This window comes from Azoarcus sp. DN11 (assembly GCF_003628555.1).
Lineage (GTDB): Bacteria > Pseudomonadota > Gammaproteobacteria > Burkholderiales > Rhodocyclaceae > Aromatoleum.
Genome location: NZ_CP021731.1, coordinates 3,286,898 through 3,305,515, shown reverse-complemented (window position 1 = coordinate 3,305,515; position 18,618 = coordinate 3,286,898). Strand labels below are relative to the sequence as shown.

At 64.4% G+C, this 18,618-nt stretch carries 16 protein-coding genes; 2 read left to right on the top strand and 14 right to left on the bottom strand.

The window, feature by feature from the left end; genetic code table 11:
- The first annotated feature begins 537 nt into the window (after positions 1 to 537).
- On the top strand, positions 538 to 1,320 hold the full coding sequence (locus CDA09_RS15190; protein ID WP_121429418.1) for a HamA C-terminal domain-containing protein: 783 nt from the start codon (positions 538 to 540) through the stop codon (positions 1,318 to 1,320).
- Positions 1,307 to 4,807, top strand: coding sequence for a DEAD/DEAH box helicase (locus CDA09_RS15185; RefSeq protein WP_121429417.1), 3,501 nt, complete (start codon positions 1,307 to 1,309; stop codon positions 4,805 to 4,807). The genes CDA09_RS15190 and CDA09_RS15185 overlap by 14 nt, the downstream gene beginning before the upstream one ends.
- 332 nt (positions 4,808 to 5,139) lie before the next feature.
- On the opposite strand, the gene CDA09_RS15175 is transcribed toward CDA09_RS15185, so the two are convergent.
- From CDA09_RS15175 to CDA09_RS15110, 14 genes are all read right to left on the bottom strand, one after another.
- A complete protein-coding gene (locus CDA09_RS15175; protein WP_121429416.1) occupies positions 5,140 to 5,385 on the bottom strand; it encodes a DUF2274 domain-containing protein in 246 nt (81 codons plus the stop codon).
- Positions 5,382 to 6,659 (bottom strand): TraB/TrbI/VirB10 family type IV secretion system protein, encoded by a 1,278-nt coding sequence (locus CDA09_RS15170; protein ID WP_121429415.1) that lies wholly within the window; start codon positions 6,657 to 6,659, stop codon positions 5,382 to 5,384. Before CDA09_RS15170 ends, CDA09_RS15175 begins: the two co-directional genes overlap by 4 nt.
- Before the next feature lie 2 nt (positions 6,660 to 6,661).
- Positions 6,662 to 7,666, bottom strand: coding sequence for a P-type conjugative transfer protein TrbG (gene trbG / locus CDA09_RS15165; RefSeq protein ID WP_121429414.1), 1,005 nt, complete (start codon positions 7,664 to 7,666; stop codon positions 6,662 to 6,664).
- On the bottom strand, positions 7,663 to 8,367 hold the full coding sequence (gene trbF / locus CDA09_RS15160) for a conjugal transfer protein TrbF (RefSeq protein ID WP_121429413.1): 705 nt from the start codon (positions 8,365 to 8,367) through the stop codon (positions 7,663 to 7,665). Before trbF ends, trbG begins: the two co-directional genes overlap by 4 nt.
- A 24-nt stretch (positions 8,368 to 8,391) precedes the next feature.
- Positions 8,392 to 9,771 (bottom strand): P-type conjugative transfer protein TrbL, encoded by a 1,380-nt coding sequence (gene trbL / locus CDA09_RS15155; RefSeq protein WP_121429412.1) that lies wholly within the window; start codon positions 9,769 to 9,771, stop codon positions 8,392 to 8,394.
- Between the two features lie 11 nt (positions 9,772 to 9,782).
- Positions 9,783 to 10,511: a P-type conjugative transfer protein TrbJ gene (trbJ, locus tag CDA09_RS15150; RefSeq protein ID WP_121429411.1), complete on the bottom strand. Its 729-nt coding sequence runs from the start codon at positions 10,509 to 10,511 to the stop codon at positions 9,783 to 9,785.
- Positions 10,508 to 12,958, bottom strand: a complete 2,451-nt coding sequence (gene trbE, locus CDA09_RS15145) for a conjugal transfer protein TrbE (RefSeq protein WP_121429410.1) — start codon at positions 12,956 to 12,958, stop codon at positions 10,508 to 10,510. Before trbE ends, trbJ begins: the two co-directional genes overlap by 4 nt.
- Before the next feature lie 10 nt (positions 12,959 to 12,968).
- Positions 12,969 to 13,238 (bottom strand): VirB3 family type IV secretion system protein, encoded by a 270-nt coding sequence (locus tag CDA09_RS15140; protein ID WP_121429409.1) that lies wholly within the window; start codon positions 13,236 to 13,238, stop codon positions 12,969 to 12,971.
- Positions 13,235 to 13,612 carry a TrbC/VirB2 family type IV secretion system protein gene (locus CDA09_RS15135; protein ID WP_121429408.1) on the bottom strand — a complete coding sequence of 126 codons (378 nt, stop codon included), beginning with the start codon at positions 13,610 to 13,612 and terminating at the stop codon, positions 13,235 to 13,237. Before CDA09_RS15135 ends, CDA09_RS15140 begins: the two co-directional genes overlap by 4 nt.
- Entirely contained in the window at positions 13,609 to 14,649 is a 1,041-nt protein-coding gene (gene trbB / locus CDA09_RS15130; protein WP_121429407.1) for a P-type conjugative transfer ATPase TrbB, read from the bottom strand. Before trbB ends, CDA09_RS15135 begins: the two co-directional genes overlap by 4 nt.
- A complete protein-coding gene (locus CDA09_RS15125; RefSeq protein ID WP_121429406.1) occupies positions 14,646 to 15,110 on the bottom strand; it encodes a CopG family transcriptional regulator in 465 nt (154 codons plus the stop codon). Before CDA09_RS15125 ends, trbB begins: the two co-directional genes overlap by 4 nt.
- Positions 15,107 to 17,095: a conjugal transfer protein TraG gene (locus CDA09_RS15120; RefSeq protein WP_502697070.1), complete on the bottom strand. Its 1,989-nt coding sequence runs from the start codon at positions 17,093 to 17,095 to the stop codon at positions 15,107 to 15,109. The genes CDA09_RS15125 and CDA09_RS15120 overlap by 4 nt, the downstream gene beginning before the upstream one ends.
- Before the next feature lie 235 nt (positions 17,096 to 17,330).
- Complete coding sequence (locus tag CDA09_RS15115) at positions 17,331 to 17,606, bottom strand: EexN family lipoprotein (RefSeq protein WP_121429404.1); 276 nt, start codon at positions 17,604 to 17,606, stop codon at positions 17,331 to 17,333.
- On the bottom strand, positions 17,603 to 18,562 hold the full coding sequence (locus CDA09_RS15110; protein ID WP_502697069.1) for a LysR family transcriptional regulator: 960 nt from the start codon (positions 18,560 to 18,562) through the stop codon (positions 17,603 to 17,605). The genes CDA09_RS15115 and CDA09_RS15110 overlap by 4 nt, the downstream gene beginning before the upstream one ends.
- Positions 18,563 to 18,618 lie beyond the last annotated feature (56 nt).

Genomic DNA, 18,618 nt, shown 5'->3' with positions numbered 1-18,618 from the left:
ATGCCCCGGCATCCGAGCCAACGCCGAGCCAAGCTCAGGCCCAACGCGTGGGAAGGTGTAGAGAGCAGACGGCGGGCACCTACGGCCGCAAGGCTATGGTGAAGGCGTGCTCCAGACCACGAACAGCGCATGCGCTGGCGGCGAAAGCCGAAGTGGTAAGAAAATCCCTCGCCGTAAGGCGTGCCGGTTCGATTCCGGCCTCGGGCACCAATTCAAGGGCCGCTTCTGTCGACGCAGAAGCGGCCTTTTCATTATGCGATTCCCCGACCTGCGGCTTTTCCCACTTGCCCCCTCGATCCCCTGCCATAGCTTCGCCCTTGGCTGGCTAACGCTACTCCGCCAAGAAGGTCTGCGGTAAGACTTGATATCCGTTGGCGATCGTGGGTGGATCATCGGATGCGGGCAACTCTCCAACTCGTATAATGATCGAAGCTGCACGACGTTCGCATACAGTGCAATTTAAGCCGTCACGGCATCCGCGTCAGCGCGCCATGACCGCTATCAGATAGGAACTGATTGATCGGGGGGGGGGGCGCCGTGGGGCTGTATGAGAGGTGGTGCGAGTCCACCAAGGAAAAGGACAAGCGCAAGTACTACTGGACTTATGTCGAGAAGGAGGGCGGTCGCGACGAGATCCGGCAGGACCTCGCTGAGACCATCCGCTCGCACTACGACCGACTCGAACGGATCGCCGATGACGTGGAGCGACTCGGATACAAGGTCGCAGCCAAGATTCTCAGCGAGGCGATGCCTCAGTCAGACAAGGGGCGCTCCGGCGACCTCGGCGAAATCCTCGCGACTGAGCTGGTGGAGGAAGAGATTGGCCTGCGTGTCCCCGTGCGCCGGCTTCGCTATAAGGACGGCCGCAACATGGCGATGCGCGGCGATGACTTCATCGGCGCCGGCTACGATGGCAAGGGCGAGAAGCTCTGGCTCCTGAAGGGTGAGGCCAAGAGCAACAAGATGCTTGGCAAATCCACGGTCACCGGCGCTCGCAAGGTGCTCGATCGTGACAATGGCCGCTGCACGCCGGACTCGCTGCTGTTCGTCGCCAACCGCCTGCTGGAGAGCAGCGACCCTGACGATAACGCGCTGGGTCGTGACCTCCGCGACGAGGTGGGTCTCAAGTCCCTCCGCGCCGATCGCATCGACCACATGCTCTTCACCGTATCGGGTAACGGCCCCCACGCCGCGCTGAAGGTCGACCTCGACGCTGCTGGGACCAACCGCGACCACTACGTCGTGAACATCCACGTCGAGGACCACCAGGACTTTATCGCAGCCATGTACGGGGAGGCGGAAGACCTTGGAGACGCCTGACGAACTGACTGCCTTCCTCGCCACCGCGACCGTCGACGGCATCCTCGGCCGGCTCCTCTATCGCGGCGCAGCTTGGTCACTGATGCGGGAAGCGGGCGTGTTGCCGCAAAGCGCTCCGCCCTTGGGCGCAACCATCGAAACCGACCTCGCCGAACATGGCTTCGCTCTACTTCGTGGTGCCATGGCTCTGCGTGCTAAGACCGGCGCCTCTGACCTGACGAACAAGGCTTTCGAGCGGGCCGCCAACGCCTTCGAAGCCCTAGTCCGAAATGGTGATCCTGAGGCGCCCAATCGAGGCTTCCGTCGCACCATCGCCGCCGCTGCCTATCACCTGGCCGGCTTCTCGGCCGTAGCCTACTCCCTCTTCAATGAGACGGCGGAAGACCTCAACACTACGCCGGGCGAAACGGCGATCCGTCACCTGATCTTGCGCGACCTCGACCAGCTACGTGGCTTCGTTCGTGATTGGCTTGGCAACGAGGCCCACGGCGACGAGCAGATGGCCGAGGCACTTAGTGGCGACGAGCCCGACATTGACGCGGTGTTGTCCACCATCCTCAATACGACGATCTGCCGGGCACTGGCATTCTTCGACTTCGCACTCGAGACGGGCGAACAGGAGCCGATCGAAAGTGCACGGAGTTTGCTCGCCACCGCCGTCAGCCTGGCTGACAATGCCGAGAACGTGCCGTTGTGGTGGATTTCGAACCTATGCGACCACCTAATCGACGACCTATGGCAGCACTCGCTTCACCAGAGTCTGCCGACAGAACCGCCTGAGGGGACGGAAGAAAAATACCCCGATCTGCGCCGGCTGTTTATCTCCTCGCTCTATGCTCGCAAGACCTCAGAGGTGGAGCTATGGCCCTCACAGCGCGAGGCCGCACGACGCTCCACGGACGTGACGGACGATCTGGTCGTGGCCCTGCCGACCAGCGCGGGTAAGACACGGGTCGCCGAGATCGCCACTCTGATGACGTTATCCTTGGCGCGCCGAGTCCTGATCGTTACACCGCTGCGCGCCTTGTCGGCTCAGACCGAGCGTTCTTTCCGAAAGACATTCGCGCCACTCGGGTTCAGCGTTTCCTCACTTTACGGGGCCAGCGGCCTTTCGGCGGGCGACGAGGACGCCCTACGTACCCGCGAGATCATCATCGCCACACCCGAAAAGCTCGACTTCGCGCTGCGGAGCGATCCTTCCTTGATCGATAACGTCGGCCTGATCGTCCTCGACGAAGGCCACATGATCGGACCGAGCGAGCGCGAAATCCGCTACGAGACGCTCGTGCAGCGTCTGCTACGACGCACGGACGCAGCCGATCGCCGGATCGTCTGCCTTTCCGCCATCCTGCCAAGCGGCGACGAACTGGGCGATCTCACCGCGTGGATACGCTCCGACGAACCCGGCGAACCAGTACGTTCCGACTGGCGTCCCACACGCCAGCGGTTCGGCGCTCTCACATGGCGCGGTAAGGACGCGCTGCTACGGCTCGACCTCGATGATGATGGTCCCTTCCTCGACAAGTTCGTCGTGGAGAAACCTGCGCTCGGGAAGGAGAAGAAGCCCTATCCACGCAAGAACTCGCACCTCGCATTGTTTGCGGCGTGGGAGTTCGCGAGCCAAGGCAAGCGCACCTTAATCTTCTCCACCCAGGCCAACTGGGTCGAGAGCTACGGCAAACAGGTCGTGGACCTCTGCAAGCGCGGCTACCTGGACTCGCTGCTGGAGGACGAGGCGTTGATTGCACGCGCCCTGGAGGTCGGCAAGGAATGGCTTGGCGAGGATCATCCCGCCGTGGCCAGTCTGCAGGCGGGTGTCGCCATCCACCACGGCCGGTTGCCGAGCCCGTTCCTGCGCGAGCTGGAAGTCCTCCTGTCCGAGGGTGTCTTAAAGGTCATCGTCGCATCGCCGACGCTCTCGCAGGGCCTAAACCTCAACGCCGCAGTGCTGCTGGTGCCTGCGCTATATCGGGCGGCCGAGAAAATCAAAGGCGAGGAGTTCGCCAACGTCGCGGGCCGCGCCGGGCGTGCGTTCGTGGACGTCGAAGGTCTCATCGTCCACGTCATGTTCGACAACATCAACTGGCGAAAAAAAGAGTGGAGGAAACTGGTTGCCTCTGCCAAGGCCCGCACACTGAAAAGCGGCCTCATTCGGATCGTCGCCGAGATCCTTGAGCGCCTGTCGCGCGAGGGCGTCCTGGGTCGCGCTGACGCCTGGGAATATCTCGCCAATGCCCGCGAAGCCTGGAGATCGCCCGAGGAAGAGGCAGCGGTGGCCGAACGTCTCGCCACTGCAGTGGAATACGAGGGCGATGACGACGACGATGAAGGTGGCGACGACGACGAGGAGAGCATCGATGAGGAGCCACTGTCGCAGCTCATCGAACGCCTCGATGCAACCGTGTTCGGTCTGATTGAAGCACTGGACGCCGATCGCGCCGATCTACCGAAACTCTTGGACGAGGCGCTCAAAGGATCGCTGTGGGCGCGTCAGATTGCCCGCGACGAAGAGGATGTTGCCACTTTGCACAAGAAGGTGTTCGAGGCGCGCGCCGACCTCATTTGGAAAACTACCACGACGCAGGCGCGGCGTGGGCATTTCGCGATGGGCGTTGGGCTCGAAGCTGGCCTATCTATCGACGCCATGGCAGACAAACTCGCCGAGCTACTCGACCGGGCCGACGACGCAGCGTTGAGCGGCGACGTCGACGAACTCGCCGAGGCCCTCGGCGGTCTAGGCGAGCGCCTGCTATTCATGAGGCCCTTCATCCCCGACAAAGCGAATGCGCTACCGGCGAATTGGAAGGCCATCCTGCGAAGCTGGGTGTCCGGCGAAGAGGTCGCCAAGATCGGACCGCAGAACATGCGAGCAGTCGAAGAGGCCTTCACCTATCGCCTGGTCTGGGCGCTGGAAGCCGTCCGCACCCGCCGCATGTCCTTAGGTTGGTCGCCGGACATGGTGGCGGGCGGCGCAGCGGCAACGGTCGAAACCGGCGTCCCGCAGTTCATGATGGCGATGCTGATCCGCGCCGGCCTGCCGTCACGGCGCGCGGCGATGGCAGCCATTGAGGACGCCATGCCCGTCTTCGTCACACCGGCGGAGATGCGGGCCTGGCTCGAATCCGACGAGATTACGGCCTACACCGACGCCGGCGACTGGCCGACGCCCGACACCGCTGCGCTATGGGCGCGCTTCCGAACGGAGGCTCTCAGTGGCGGCATCCAGAGATGGTCGGTTGAACGCTACAAGCGCCTGCTTGACATCGAGGCCGTCCCGCCCGCCGGCCTCTATCGGGTCGTCACCGACGAGGGGGACGGACGGACCTGGCTGGCAACCCCCGACTACCAGCGGGTCGCCGCGTTCAAGAAGCCGGCGGTCGATCCTAAACCTAGTCTCTTTTCGGGCCGGCTACCGGGCAATACTAGGCTCGTGGAAGCCTTGCGCGTCGGCCGTGGAAAACTGCGCTGGCCGCCTGCCGATGCGTAAGGGGTAACCGTAGGCATGCTCTATGTTTGGATCGGCGACGAGATGCGCGCCCCCGTCGCGAAGGGGAGAACGGACAAACGCACACGTCTTCTTCAGTGCTGGCCCCTATATCTTCTACCTTGTCAGCCCTGGCGTGGCCGCTCGCTGGGATGCCCCCTCAGGCGTGGTGAGTTCGCTCTTTCTTCCTTGACCCACGATGAATTTCTGCGGGCCGTCCGCTGGGAGGATAGCGCCCCTTCCTAACCCCCGTCCGCTTATCGCCGTAGTCAGAACGACGAACGCGCGGCCCTTGGGCTGCGCGTTCGAGCATGTGGGCACGGGTTTTCGCTTCGTCACATAGGCTTCGGCGGCCCGGCTTTGGCCGTTCTCCCCTTCCTGAATCCCCGATCCCCCGCCATGAATGCATCCAGCATGTGCGGAATCAGCGTCGTCGCATCGACCGTTTCGCCATAGGTCTGCGCATGCAGCGCGGCGTAGCGGTCGAGGTCAGCCTTGAGGCTGACCGGACACGTGAAAGTCAGCTTGATGCTCTCGGTCTTAGGCAGCGGGCCCAACCGCAGCTTGCGCGTGGTGCTCATCGCGAAGTCCCTCGATTGAAGAACAGTGGCTGATAGGGCCGCAGCACCAGATCCCGATTGACGATGATGCGCACGGGCAGGCCCGGCCGCTCCGTCAGCGTGGGTTGGATGTTGAGGTTGCGCCGGGTCATCTCCTGACCGACCTGGTTCACGCTGTCCTGCAGGCTGTCGCGCCCGGCGATGATGACCCGATTGCCATTCTGGCGGCTTTCCGGCGCAGCCAACTCAGCGCCGACGCCCAGCAGCGTCGTCAGCGCAGCGCCGGCAAAGATGCGGTCCCAATGCCAATCGACACCATCCTCCAAACCGGCGTAGCCGGCCGGGTCGGTGCCGGCCAGGTTGTCCAGTGTCAGCGAAGACGTGTCGGGCAGGATGATCCGGTTCCACACCACCTGCACCCGGCTCTGCCCGTAGCTCACCTGGCTGTTGTAGCGACCAAGGATGCGCGAGCCCTGCGGGATTAGCAGGAACTTCCCGGTGGCCGTGTCGTAAATCGGTTCCGTCGCCGTGGCGATCACGTCGCCAGGCAGATCGGACTTGATGCCCGTGACCAACGCGCCAGCGATCACCGTCCCAGCCATCACCTGGTACGGTGAAGCTGGCATTTTCAAGTTTCCGGAATTGCGAGTTTCCGTAGTTCCGGCTTTCAGGAATGCCTCTTTCTGGTCTTGCCGGTTCTGCGCGGCGGTCGGATCAGCAGGCTGTGCTGCCGTCGAGGCCGGCCCGGCAGCCATCGGATCGAAGCCGGCAAGGCCAGACGCAGGACTGGCCGTGGCCACCTGCGTTGGCGCGGCGGCGGCACGCTGGTTGCTGGAACGGAAGAACACCGATGCCCCTGCGGCCGCTTCCGCTTCCTTGCGCTGTGCGTCGTGCTCGGCATTAGCCGGAGCGTGGCCGGGCGGGGTGTAGCTGGGTGTTACTGGCTGCTGCGATTTCACGATGGCCGGACCCAAGTCCCCCGGCAGCGGCGGCCCAAGTTCAGGAACATGCGGCGGCAATTTGGAATAGTCGGTCGGAAGTTGCTCCAGTCCTTCCGGGCGCGCAACACGATCCACGTTGTAAAGCTCGGCTTGTTCGCCTGCACTGCGCTTGCGCGGTTGCAGCGACCACATCGTGGCGCCCAGCACGGCCACGGCGAGGCCACCAGCCAAGATCGCCAATGTGCGCCGGTTCAAGCGTGTCACGGGGCGCGGATGGGCGCGTAGCGCCACCGCCTCGGGGGCCTCCTTGGACGCCTGCGGCGCGCCAAGGTCGGGAGTGTCGTCCAGGCTCATGGTCAGTTCCCCCGTGCTACGCCATCCGTGCGCTCGATGCGCACCACTTCGCCCCTGTCACCGCCCAAGCGCAGTTCGGCCGCGCCGAACAGCCGATCCACGATGTAGTACGGCGAGCGGAAACGGTAGTTCACCAGTTGTCCGTCGCCTTGAGCGCCGATCACGAACAGCGGCGGCAGTTCACCCTGGGCGATGCCGGGCGGGAACTGGATATAGACCTTCTCTCCGTCGTCGAAGGCGCGCATCGGCTTCCACGGCGGCGTGCTGCCGCTGATGGCATAGCGGAAGCGAATCCTCTCCAGCGATAGGCCGGTATCGACCGGCGCCATCGCCTGCGCGGCCTGCGCCTGGCGTTGCAAGGCCAGCATCCGATCTTTCGGGTATTCCCACGACACCGAAGCCATCCAGGCGCGTTCGGTCGAGGTCAGCTCGATCAGGTAGGTGCGCCGACTGCTGGTGACGACCAGATTGGTCTTGAGGCCCGAGCGGATCGGCTTGACCAACACGCTGACACGCAACGCATCGCCGGTGCCGCTGGAAGTGTCACCGACAATCCAGCGCACCGTATCGCCGGCGGCAACCGTCACCAGTTCCTCGCCGGGTTGAAGAGAGATCACCGTGACCCGACCCGGCGCCGCATAGACCTGATACAGCGCACCATCGGTGAAGGGCCAGACCTGAATGGCATTGACGTAGCCCTCGCGTGTGGGCGCGATACGCGCCTCGGCGTTGGCTCGCGAGACCCGCAGCTTTTCATCGGCGGGTTCAGGGGCAGCCTTGGCCTCGATGCTCTCCGCCAGTGGTTTCATCTGCGCCGGCATCGGGAGCACCTTCGGCACCTCTACCACTTCAACCGGCTTGGGCGGTTCGGGCAGCGGCTGGGCCTGTACCGGCTCATCGAGTGAGATGATCGGCGACGGCACGCCCTTCGTAGCGCAGCCCTGCAGCGACAGAACTGACGCTGCAAGCGTCAACACGAAAGCGTAAAAGCGGAAAGACTGGTTCATGGCTTGGCTCCTTCGGCGGCATCGAGTTCGCGGCTCCACGACAGTCCGTTGACGTAGATGCCCAATGGGTTCTTGCGCAACCGCTGCACGGTTCGCGGGGTTTGCAGGACGGTGGAAATCACGGCGTTCCAGCGTTCGGCGCCGGCCGGCGCGCCGTTGACGAAGCGCTGCTCGGTCCAGCGCAGGTTGAAAGACGCATCGCTGGCGCGCACAACGCTGGTGATCTGCACCGTGACCGACTCCTTGCCGACGCGTGCGAACGGGTCATGGGTGCGGGCGTACTCGTTGAGCACGCCCGCACCGCGGTCGGTGGTGTAGTCGTAGGCATCGAGCCAGTTCTGCCGCACGACGATGGGATCGATGGACAGCGAGCGAACCAGCACGACGAAGTGCGCCAGGTGATATGCGATCTGGGCATCGTTCGGCCGGTACGGCGTGGCGGCCTCGCCGACCGCCCGAACCTGGCCAGCCTGATCCACTTCCACCACGTAGGGCGTGACGATGGACTGCGCCGAGCGCCAGACCAGTCCGCCCGCCATCAGCAGCGCGAGCGACAAGCAGCCGAAAGCCATGAGCCGCCAGTTCTTGGCCTGCACGCGGGCCGAGCCGATGCGCTCGTCCCATACTTGCGCGGCGGATTGGTAGGGGGTGGCAGGCTGCGGCGCATCGGCATAGCGCACCTGCGGTCGTTTGAATCGCATGGTTTGTTCTCCTTATGAATCGCTTCAATCGTCGGAACTGTGCAAACTCGGGCCGCTACTCGAACCACCGCCGTCGCCTCCGCGCAGCGTGTGGGCAGCAGTCGTGGCGGCATGGCTGATCTGCTGGCGGCGGTGCAGGCGCTTAGCCCAGGCGGGTTGCGCCTGTTGCTGCGGGTCAGCAGCGCCGGAATTGGCTTCGCTGGCAGCGGATTGACCTGATGCGGCGGCGCCTCCAGATGCCGGCCCTGCCTCGTCAGAACGGAAGGCGGATGCCGCGCGCTCCTTGAGCGAGCGCATCCCGGCGGCGGCCTTTTGGCCGACGGCCTGCGCACCGGTCTTGGCGACGTTGCCCACGCCGGCAGCCGCGCCCTTGGAGCCACCGCCCGTTGCTGCTGAACCGGCTTGATAGGCCGATCGCGCGCTGCCTGCGGTCGAGGCCGCGGCACGCGCACCATTGCCAGCCATCTTGGCGGCGGCGGGTGCCATGCGCGCCCCAGCTACCACTGCGCTACCCACGCCAGTCGCAGCCGCACCGACCGCGATGGCCGTACCGGCTGCGCCCATCGCGGCACCAGCCATCGCACCCGCGCCAAGCTGCGGCGAACCAGACACCAGGCCGGTGGCAATGCCGGGGCCGAAGATGCCGAGTGCCAGCATGGCGAGCGAGGCCAGCATCACCACCAGTGCGTGGTCGATGGATGGCTCATTGGGCGCGATCTGAAACTCGGCGAACAGCCCGGTGCCGATGCCCACGATCACGGCCAGCACCAGCACCTTGATGCCCGAGGACACCACGTTGCCGAGCACCTTTTCAGCGAGGAACGCGGTCTTGTTCCATAGTGCGAACGGCACCAGGACGAATCCGGCGAGCGTGGTCAGTTTGAACTCGATCAGCGTGACGAAGAGCTGCACCGCCAGCACGAAGAAGCTGATGATGACGATCAGCCAGGCGAGGAACATCACAGCGATGGGTGCGATGTTGATGAACACCTCCGGGAAGCCAGCCATCTCGCTGATCTGCTGCAGGATGGGCGCAGCCGCGTCGATACCGGTCTTGGCGAGGCGCCCCGGCTGCAGGAAGGTCGCCATGGTCAACGTCGAACCGGAAGCCGTCAGGCCAAGGCCGGCGAAGGACCGGAACACGATGCCGGACAGCCAGTTGAAGTTGCCGATGATGTAGGCGAAGGCGCCGACGTAGAGCACCTTGCGCAGGAGCTTTGCCATCACGTCTTCGCCCTGGCCGGTGGCATGACCCAGCGCCCAGTAGAGTCCGGCCAGGGTCATGTCGATGGCTACCAGCGTTGCAGTCAGGAACGCGACTTCACCGTGCAACAGACCGAACCCCGAATCGATGTACGTGGAGAAGACGTTGAGGAAGCGGTCGATGACGGAAACGTCGTTCATGGCCGCATCCGTCAATTGCCGTAGAAGTTCACGGACTGCGGCGTGTACGCCGTGCCGTTACCGATGAAGCGGCGCGTCACCTCACGTCCGCGTTCGACGGCGGCGGCTTGCCGCGCCAGTTCCAGCGAGGCCGCACGACCTTGCGTGAGCTGGAGCTGCTGGGTCTGGATGGACTGCTTGGCTTGCAGGGCCAGGAGCTGGTTGGTGGCCTGCATGGCCTGCAAGGCGCCGGTGGCCGATTGGCTCTGATCGACCAGATCGGCCAACACGCCCTCATCCTGGTTCAGGTTCTGCGACACCTGCGCCTGCATGCGCATGGCGGTCTGCAAGCCTTGAAGCGTGTTCTGCCAGCGCTGATGCGCATCCTGGAACATCTGGTTGCCGCTCACGGAGGCGGCGTACTGCTCCGGGTAGAGTTGCGCGAATTGCTGGTCCATGTTCTGAATGTCGAAGGCCAGCCCACGCGCCTGGGAGATCAGTTGCCGGGTTGTATCCAGATTGGCCCGCAGGCGATTGACCACGTTGAACGGCAGGCTCGCGAGGTTGCGAGCCTCGTTCATCAAGGACTGCGCTTCGTTCTGTAGCTGCCTGATCTGGTTGTTGATCTGCTCCAGCGTGTGCGCGGCAGTCAGGATGTTCTGTGCCAGATTCGTGGGGTCGATGACGACCCATTGCGCGTGTGCGACGGGTACGGCGCCAATCAAGACAGCAACAGCAATGGCAAGAAGACGTTTTCTCATGGTGAAACCTCCAGAGGTTGGGAAGCAAGGAAGGACGCGGCCGATGGAGCGGACGGCAACAGGTCGGCCGCCCAATCGAGGCCGCGATGGCGCAGCCAGGCTCCTGCGAAGCCCGGTGTTCCGGCATCGCGCAGCACACCGTCGATCGCACGCTGGTCTTGGGGTGTCGAAGCACCTGCGAAGGCGAGCGTGACCGGCCCCAGGTCAAGATCGAACAGACGGTTGCCCAGACGCGATTGGTAGTAGTAGTCGCGCTTGGGCTGGGCGGTGGCGACGATCTCGATCTGCCGGGCGTTCAGCCCGAAGCCCTCGTAGATCGTGCGTATCTGTGGCTCGGTCGCCTGCGGGTTGGGCAGGAAGATGCGGTTGGCGCAGCTCTCGATGATCGCGGGCGCAATGGTCGAATCCTTGATGTCAGCCAGCGACTGCGTGGCGAAGATGACGCTGACGTTTTTCTTGCGCAGGGTCTTGAGCCATTGGCGAATGCGCGCCGCAAACACCGGGTCGTCGAGGAACAGCCAGGCTTCGTCGAGGATCAGCAGCGTCGGCGCGCCGTCGAAACGCTCGTCGAAGCGCGCGAACAGATAGCCCAGCACGGCCAATACGGCGGCCTTGCTGTGCATCAGTTCCTCCATTTCGAAGCCCTGAACGTCGCCCACGCCCAGCCGGTCGCTGTCGGCGTCGAGCAGCTTGCCGTGGGCGCCGCCGAGCACGTAGGGTACGAGCGCCTGGCGCAGCACGTTGGATTGCAGCAGCACCGACAAGCCGGTGAGCGTGCGCTGCTCCACAGGCGCACCCGCGAGACTTCCGAGCGCCGACCAGATGGCCACCTTCTCATCGGGGCCGATTGCAATGCCTTCATGCCGCAGGCGGCCTTCAACCCACTCGGCGGCCCAGGTGCGATAGCTCTCCCGGTCGATGCGGGCGAGCGGCTGAAACGCGATCGCACCATCGGCGCCCAGGTCGTAGTGCTCGCCGCCCAGGCCGAGAATGGTGGCGCGCATCGAACGCCCCATGTCGAAGGCGAAGATGCGTGAGCCGTGATAACGGCGGAACTGCATTGCCAGCGTGGCGAGCAGAACCGACTTGCCCATGCCGGTCGGGCCTGCCACCAGCGTGTGCCCCACGTCACCGATGTGCGTCACCAGCCGGAACGGCGTCGCACCCTCGGTGCGCGTGACGATCAGCGGCGGGCCGTCGAGGTGGTCGTTCTTCTCCGGCCCGGCCCACACCGCCGACACCGGCATCAGGTGCGCGAGATTCAGCGTCGAGACGATGGGCTGGCGGACATTGGCGTAGGCATTGCCCGGCACCGACGACAGCCAGGCCTCCACGGCGTTTAGCGTCTCCGGGATGGTCACGAAGCCACGGCCCTGGATGACTCGCTCCACCCTACGCAGCTTTTCGTCGGCCGCGTTGGGGTCGACATCCAGTACGGTCACGGTCGCGGTGACGTAGCCGAAGGCGACCTGATCGCTGCCCAGCTCCTGGAAGGCCGCGTCTGCGTCGGCAGACTTGTTGCTGGCATCGGTATCGACCAGCGGGCTTTCCTGTTGGAAGATGGTTTCGCGCAGTAGCGCGAGGACGTTCTTGCGCTTGGCGAACCACTGCCGGCGCAAGCGACCCAGTTCCTTCTCGGCCTCGGCCTTGTCCATGCAGAGGAATCGCGTGCTCCAGCGGTAGGCGAAGCCCAGCCGGTTGAGGTCATCCAGAATTCCCGGCCAGGTCGAAGTCGGGAAGCCACGCACGGTCACGACGCGCAGGTGCTGGTCGCCCAGCATGGGCGCGAGGCCTCCGATCAGCGGCGCATCGGCCAGCAGCGCATCGAGATGGAACGGCACTTCCGGCACACCGATCCGATAGCGCCGCGTCGAGACCGTCGCGTGCAGGTAGGTCAGCGTCTGGCTGTCGCCCAGCCAGACGATCTCCGGCATCACGCCGTCGAGCAGGTCATAGATGCGGTCGGTTTCCGCGACGAAGGCCGACAGGCGTTCGTGCCAGTCCACGCCCTGTGTGGGGGTGTTTTCGTAGAGCAGCTTGGCCGCGCGAGCACGCGATTCTTCCGCCGGCAGATACTGCAGCGTGAGGTGATAGATGCTCTCGAAGTGGCTGCCAGACTCCTCGAAGGTCGCACGTCGCTCCTCGTCCACCAGCCAGGACAGCGGTTCCGGGAAATCCGAGTGCGGATAGTCAGCGGCAGGCCGGCGTTCGGCTTCGATGAACAGCGCCCAGCCGGAGCCAAGCCGGCGCAGCGCGTTGTTCAGCCGCGCCGTGGTGGCGATCAACTCGCCCTGCGTTGCGCTGTCCAGGTCCGGCCCGCGAAAGCGCGCCGTGCGCTGGAAGCTGCCGTCCTTGTTGAGCACCACACCCGGCGCGACCAACCCAGCCCAAGGCAGCCAGTCGGCAAGCAAGGCCGGGCTCTGGCGGTATTCGGTGAGGTTCAGCATGGCATGGCTCTCACACGTCCAGCAGCGGTTTGTGCTTCAGGTGCATGGCAAACACCTGCATAAACTGAGGATCGACGCGCGCACCCCACATCGCCAGCGAATGGCCGATGATCCAGAGCACCAGTCCTGGAATCCACAGTTGCAGGCCCAGACCCACAGCGGCGGCCAGCGTGCCGTTGGCGATCGCCACGGTGCGCGGCGCACCGCCCAGCAGGATCGGTTCGGTCAGCGACCGATGCAGCGGTATCTCGAAGCCCGGCAGATCGTTGGCCGTGCTCATACGACGGCCCCGCCGGAGAAGCTGAAGAACGACAGGAAGAACGAGGATGCGGCAAACGCGATGGACAGACCGAACACGATCTGGATCAGCTTGCGAAAGCCGCCCGACGTGTCGCCAAAGGCCAGCGCCAGGCCCGTCGAAATGATGATGATGACGGCGATGATGCGTGCGACCGGCCCCTGGATGGAGTCGAGGATGGATTGCAGCGGCCCTTCCCAGGGCATCGAGGAGCCGGCCGCCTTCGCAGTGCCTGCGGTCATCAGCATCGCAGCGGCCAACAGCAGGCCGTTATGCGCCGGCTCTGCCAGGCGCCGCAGGCGTGCAAGGTGGGAGACCGGATTTACAGAAAAGCGGAAAGCATGGGCGTGCGTCATGGCAGTTCTCCAGAGTGGTTGGGGGACGGGGAAGGAACGATGGAAGAAAACGGCAGCAGCTCTGGAAACGGCGTTTCCAGCATGTCCGCCAAGCGGTAGCCCGTGCCGTCGAAACCGGCGACGCGGGCAATGGTTTCGATGCGGCGCTTGCGGCCACGGCCGACGATGAACACGACGACGTTCACCGCCTCGGCGATCAGGGCGCGCGGAGGATTTACCGCGACTTCGAGGATCAACTGCTCCAGCCGCAGCAACGCGCCGAGCGCGGAGCCGGCGTGAATGGTGGCGATGCCGCCAGGGTGGCCGGTGCCCCAGACCTTGATGAGATCAAGCGCTTCGCCGCCGCGCACTTCGCCAACAACCACGCGGTCGGGCCGCAGCCGCATCGTGGCGCGCACCAGCTCGGTCATAGACACGACGCCAGCGCGCGTGCGCAGCGGAACGTGGTCACGGGCGGCGCATTGCAGCTCGATGGTGTCTTCGAGCACCAGCACGCGGTCGCCGGTGGCGGCAATCTCGGCGAGCAAGGCGTTCGCCAGCGTGGTCTTGCCGGTGCTGGTGCCGCCAGCGATCAGGATGTTCTGCCGCTCGCGCACTGCGCGGCGCAGGAACTCGGCCTGCAGAGCGGACAGGATGCCGTCGGTGACGTAGCGATCCAGGCCGATGATGTTCACGGCGCGCTTGCGCAGTGCGAAGGCCGGCCCCGGCGCGGCGGGCGGCAGGATGCCCTCGAAGCGTTCCCCCGTCTCGGGCAGCTCGGCGGTCAGCAGTGGTTGGCCGCGATGCACTTCCGTGCCGACGTGTGCGGCGACGAGGCGGATGATGCGTTCGCCATCCGCGTCGGACAGTTCAACGCCCAACGGCGCACGGCCAGAAGAAAGACGATCTACCCACAGCGACCGGTCGGGGTTTAGCATAATTTCCACCACGTCCGGGTCTTCCAGCGCGCAGGCGATCACTGGCCCCATGGCCGTGCGCAGCATGCGGATGCGGCGGTCCAGCGACGTGGCGATGGGCGACTGCGGAACGGCACTCACTGGGCTCGCTCCTGCGCTTCGGCCAACGCAGCCGCGTCGTCCATCCGTGCACTATCGGGTTGAAGTTCCTCCACCACGTCGCGCACCAGGCTACGTCCGCGCAGCAGGTGGCGGCCGAGCTGTTCGACGAACTGCTCGAAGCGGGCCTTGCCCTGGGCGCGGGCCGCGTCCTGATGCGCTTCAGGCACCGGCGTGCTGACGGTCAGGAAGTAGCGGATGAACAGCGCCAGCGTTTCCATCTCGATGTTCTGGTCGCGCTCCAGCCGCTCGAACTGGCGAGACAGCCGGTCCAGCCGCTTGGCGATGGCCGCCTCGCGCTGGTCGCCCGCGTCCGGCGAGAGCCAGGACGCCAGTGCCGCCGCGACGATGGACGACTTGGACACGCCTTTCTTGGTGGCCAGCTCGTCCAGGCGCTTGGCGTGCTCGGGCGGGATGAACAGGTTGAGGCGGTATTGGCTCATAGCTGGATTCCGTCGTCGGGGTCGAGGGATGCCAGCCGGACCGTGCGCTGCATGGCCGGATCGAGCTGACGGGGAAGCGGCAGCGGCAAGTCGTCGTCATCAAGCAGCGCCAGGTCGTTGCTCGCGGGCTCCTGCTCGGGGTGGTACTCGGCGACCTCGGACAGTTCTGGCTGACGGCGCGGGCCGCTTTCATCGCCGGTACCGGTGTCGTTGCCAGTCAGGCCCACGGCTGCAGGCGCGGCGGGTACGGCCGGGATCGCCAGTCCGTTCCAGTCGTTGGGCCGCGACGGCGGCGCATCCGCATAAGGCCCTGCCGCGAGAGCCGGAGGCGGCAGCACGCGGCGCTTGAAGTTGGCGTCCGCGAAGTAGCGCAGCTTCTTCGCCTTGATCGGCGCCACACTGGACACCATCACCACGGCCTCATCGGGTGGAAGCTGCATCACCTCGCCGGGGGTGAGCAGCGGGCGTGCGGTCTCCTGGCGCGACACCATCAGATGCCCCAGCCACGGCGCCAGCCGATGGCCTGCATAGTTGCGCTGTGCGCGCAGTTCGGTGGCGGTGCCCAGCGTCTCGGAGATGCGCTTGGCCGTGCGTTCGTCGTTGGTGGCGAACGTCACCCGGACATGGCAGTTGTCGAGGATGGAATGGTTCTGGCCGTAGGCTTTGTCGATCTGGTTGAGCGACTGTGCGATCAGGAAGCTGCGGATGCCGTAGCCCGCCATGAACGCCAGCGCCGTCTCGAAGAAGTCGAGCCGGCCCAGCGCCGGAAACTCGTCGAGCATCAGCAGCAGCTTGTGGCGGCGGGCGATGCCGTCGCTGCCGTCAAGCGATTCGGTGAGTCGCCGACCGATCTGGTTGAGGATCAGACGCACCAGCGGTTTGGTGCGGCTGATGTCGGATGGCGGGACCACCAGGTACAGCGACACCGGATGCGCAGACGAAATCAGGTCGGCGATGCGCCAGTCGCAACGCGAGGTGACTTCGGCCACCGTGGGGTCGCGATACAGACCCAGGAAGGACATGGCCGTGGACAGCACGCCCGAGCGCTCGTTGTCCGATTTGTTCAACACCTCGCGCGCAGCCGAAGCGACGACGGGATGCGGTGTTTCCCCGAGGTGGCGCGTCGTCATCATCCGATGCAGCGTCAGCTCGAAGGGACTCGCCGGGTCGGACAGGAAGTTGGCGACGCCGCGCAGCGTCTTGTCCTCGCCCGCATAGAGCACATGCAGGATGGCGCCGACCAGCAGCGCGTGCGAAGTCTTTTCCCAATGATTGCGCCGCTCCAGCGCGCCCTCGGGATCGACCAGGATGTCGGCGATGTTCTGTACGTCGCGCACTTCGTGGGCGCCGCGACGGACTTCCAGCAGCGGGTTGTAGGCTGCGGACTTTGCATCGGTCGGGTTGAACAGCAGGCAGTGCGAGAACCGCGAGCGCCAGCCTGCGGTGATGCTCCAGTTCTCGCCCTTGATGTCGTGGACGACGGCGGACGCGGGCCATGAGAGCAGCGTGGGCACCACCAGGCCGACGCCTTTGCCGGAGCGCGTTGGCGCGAAGGTCAGGACATGCTCGGGGCCTTCGTGCCGAAGGTATTGCCTGTCATGCAGGCCAAGAAAAACACCGGCGGACTGATTGAGGCCAGCTTTGCGAATGTCGGCCGCATCGGCCCAGCGCGCCGAACCGTAGGTCGTAACCAGCTTCGATTGCCGAGAACGCCACACCGACATGGCGATGGCGACGACGACAGCGATCAGCCCGCTGCCACCCGCGATCGCGCCGCCGATGTCGAAGACATGCGGCGCATAGGCATCGAAGAAGAACCACCACTCGAACAGCCGCCAAGGGTGATAGACCGGCGTGCCGAAGAAATCGAACCAGGGCGACCCAAGGCGTAGCTGGTAGCCCAGAGCGGCGGCTGTCCATTGTGTGGCACCCCACACGCCGGCGATCACGATGCTGAAAACAGCAACGATCTGCCCGAACAGCACGCCTTGACCTTGCATCCTGGCCTCCCGATTTCTCCTGCGGCAAGTGGCACGAAAAGGTGCCTCCCTCGTGAGATTCGGTGTTGGATCAAGGACGGTCAAAGACCGTTATCGGGACAAAGATGCTTTAGAAAACATCAGTTCATGTAGCGGCGAAACAAATAAAACCGCCACAAACGACGGAGCACTGCGGCGTATCGAGCAAAAAAATGCGGTCTTGTCGCAAGTCGCCCCCAAATCAGAACTTGGGCTGCTCCTTCGGCGGGGAGTAGGGTGTTTTACCGTCACCGAGAAACCGTCGATTCGTGGCTTCGGCCACCCGGTTGCAGAGTTCGTCGCCGAGCGTTGCGCGGTCTGTCTTGCACTGCTGACGCAGTGCCTTCAACCGTTTGGGGTTGGCTGCGAGCGATTCAACCGTTTCGGGCGTGGCGGTCGTGGTGACCGTTCTGCTTGGCTCGGACTTGCCGCAGGCGACCAGAACTGCAACAAGTAGAGACGGAACAATCTTCTTCATGGTTCGATTTCCTCCGGGGAATCGGATTGCGCGGACTTCGTTGGCTCTTCGTTCTCATGAGATCCGATGGAACGTACTCTTTCGATGAAGCAGGCCAACGCCTCCGATTGTTCTCCGTCCAAACGAAGCAGATAGGTTGTGAGCATTGGCGATCTTCCTGCCAGTGGCCGCGCGACGACGTCAGATTTGCGGCAGGTGAGGATGTGCGACGAACCGGCCAACCCCAAGGCGAACCCCGCCGACACCAGCGCCATCATCAGGTCGAATGACGCCACCTGCTCGGCAACCATCGGCTCCCGATCCACACCGCGTAGCACTCGATCTACCTGGCGCGCGTAGCCTTCGCATATCTGCGGATTGCACAGTACCAGCGGGTAGCGCAGCAATTCGTCCAACGGAATGCGTTTGTAAGCGAGCAAAGGATGCCGCGCGGGGACTGCCACCATCAGCGGATCACTCCATACCGGCTCGGCAAGGATGCCATCGCCGACCTCGTCAGACAGTGCGAACCCGACGTCGTATAGGTCGTCATGCAATCCCTTGATCTGCTGTGACAGGGAAGTTTCGAACAGACGGATTTCGACCTCGGGTTCTTCTTGCCGGCACAGTGCTAACAGGCTCGGCAGGCGAGACGACGTGATGCCGTCGGACAAAGCGATGCGAAGCTGGCCATGAAAACCGTTGGCTGCTGCCTTCACACTGTCCCGTGCCTGCTGCAAGGCTGCGAAGACCCGCGGTACGTGGGCTAGGAACAACCGACCCGTGCGAGTCAGTCGGGTGCTGCGAGTGGTTCGCGCGAACAGTTGCGCGCCAAGATCTTCCTCAAGTTCTTTAATGGCACGCGATAACGGGGACTGTTCGATGTGCAGCCGCTCGGCCGCTCGCGCGAAATGCAGTTCCTCAGCGACCGCGAGAAAGCAGCGTAGATGGCGTAGTTCCATGTTGCGTCCGTCCATCCCTGTTCGATTTGGGCGGCCTTCCCTCCAGTTCAGGAATGCTCAGCCGTTGAAGA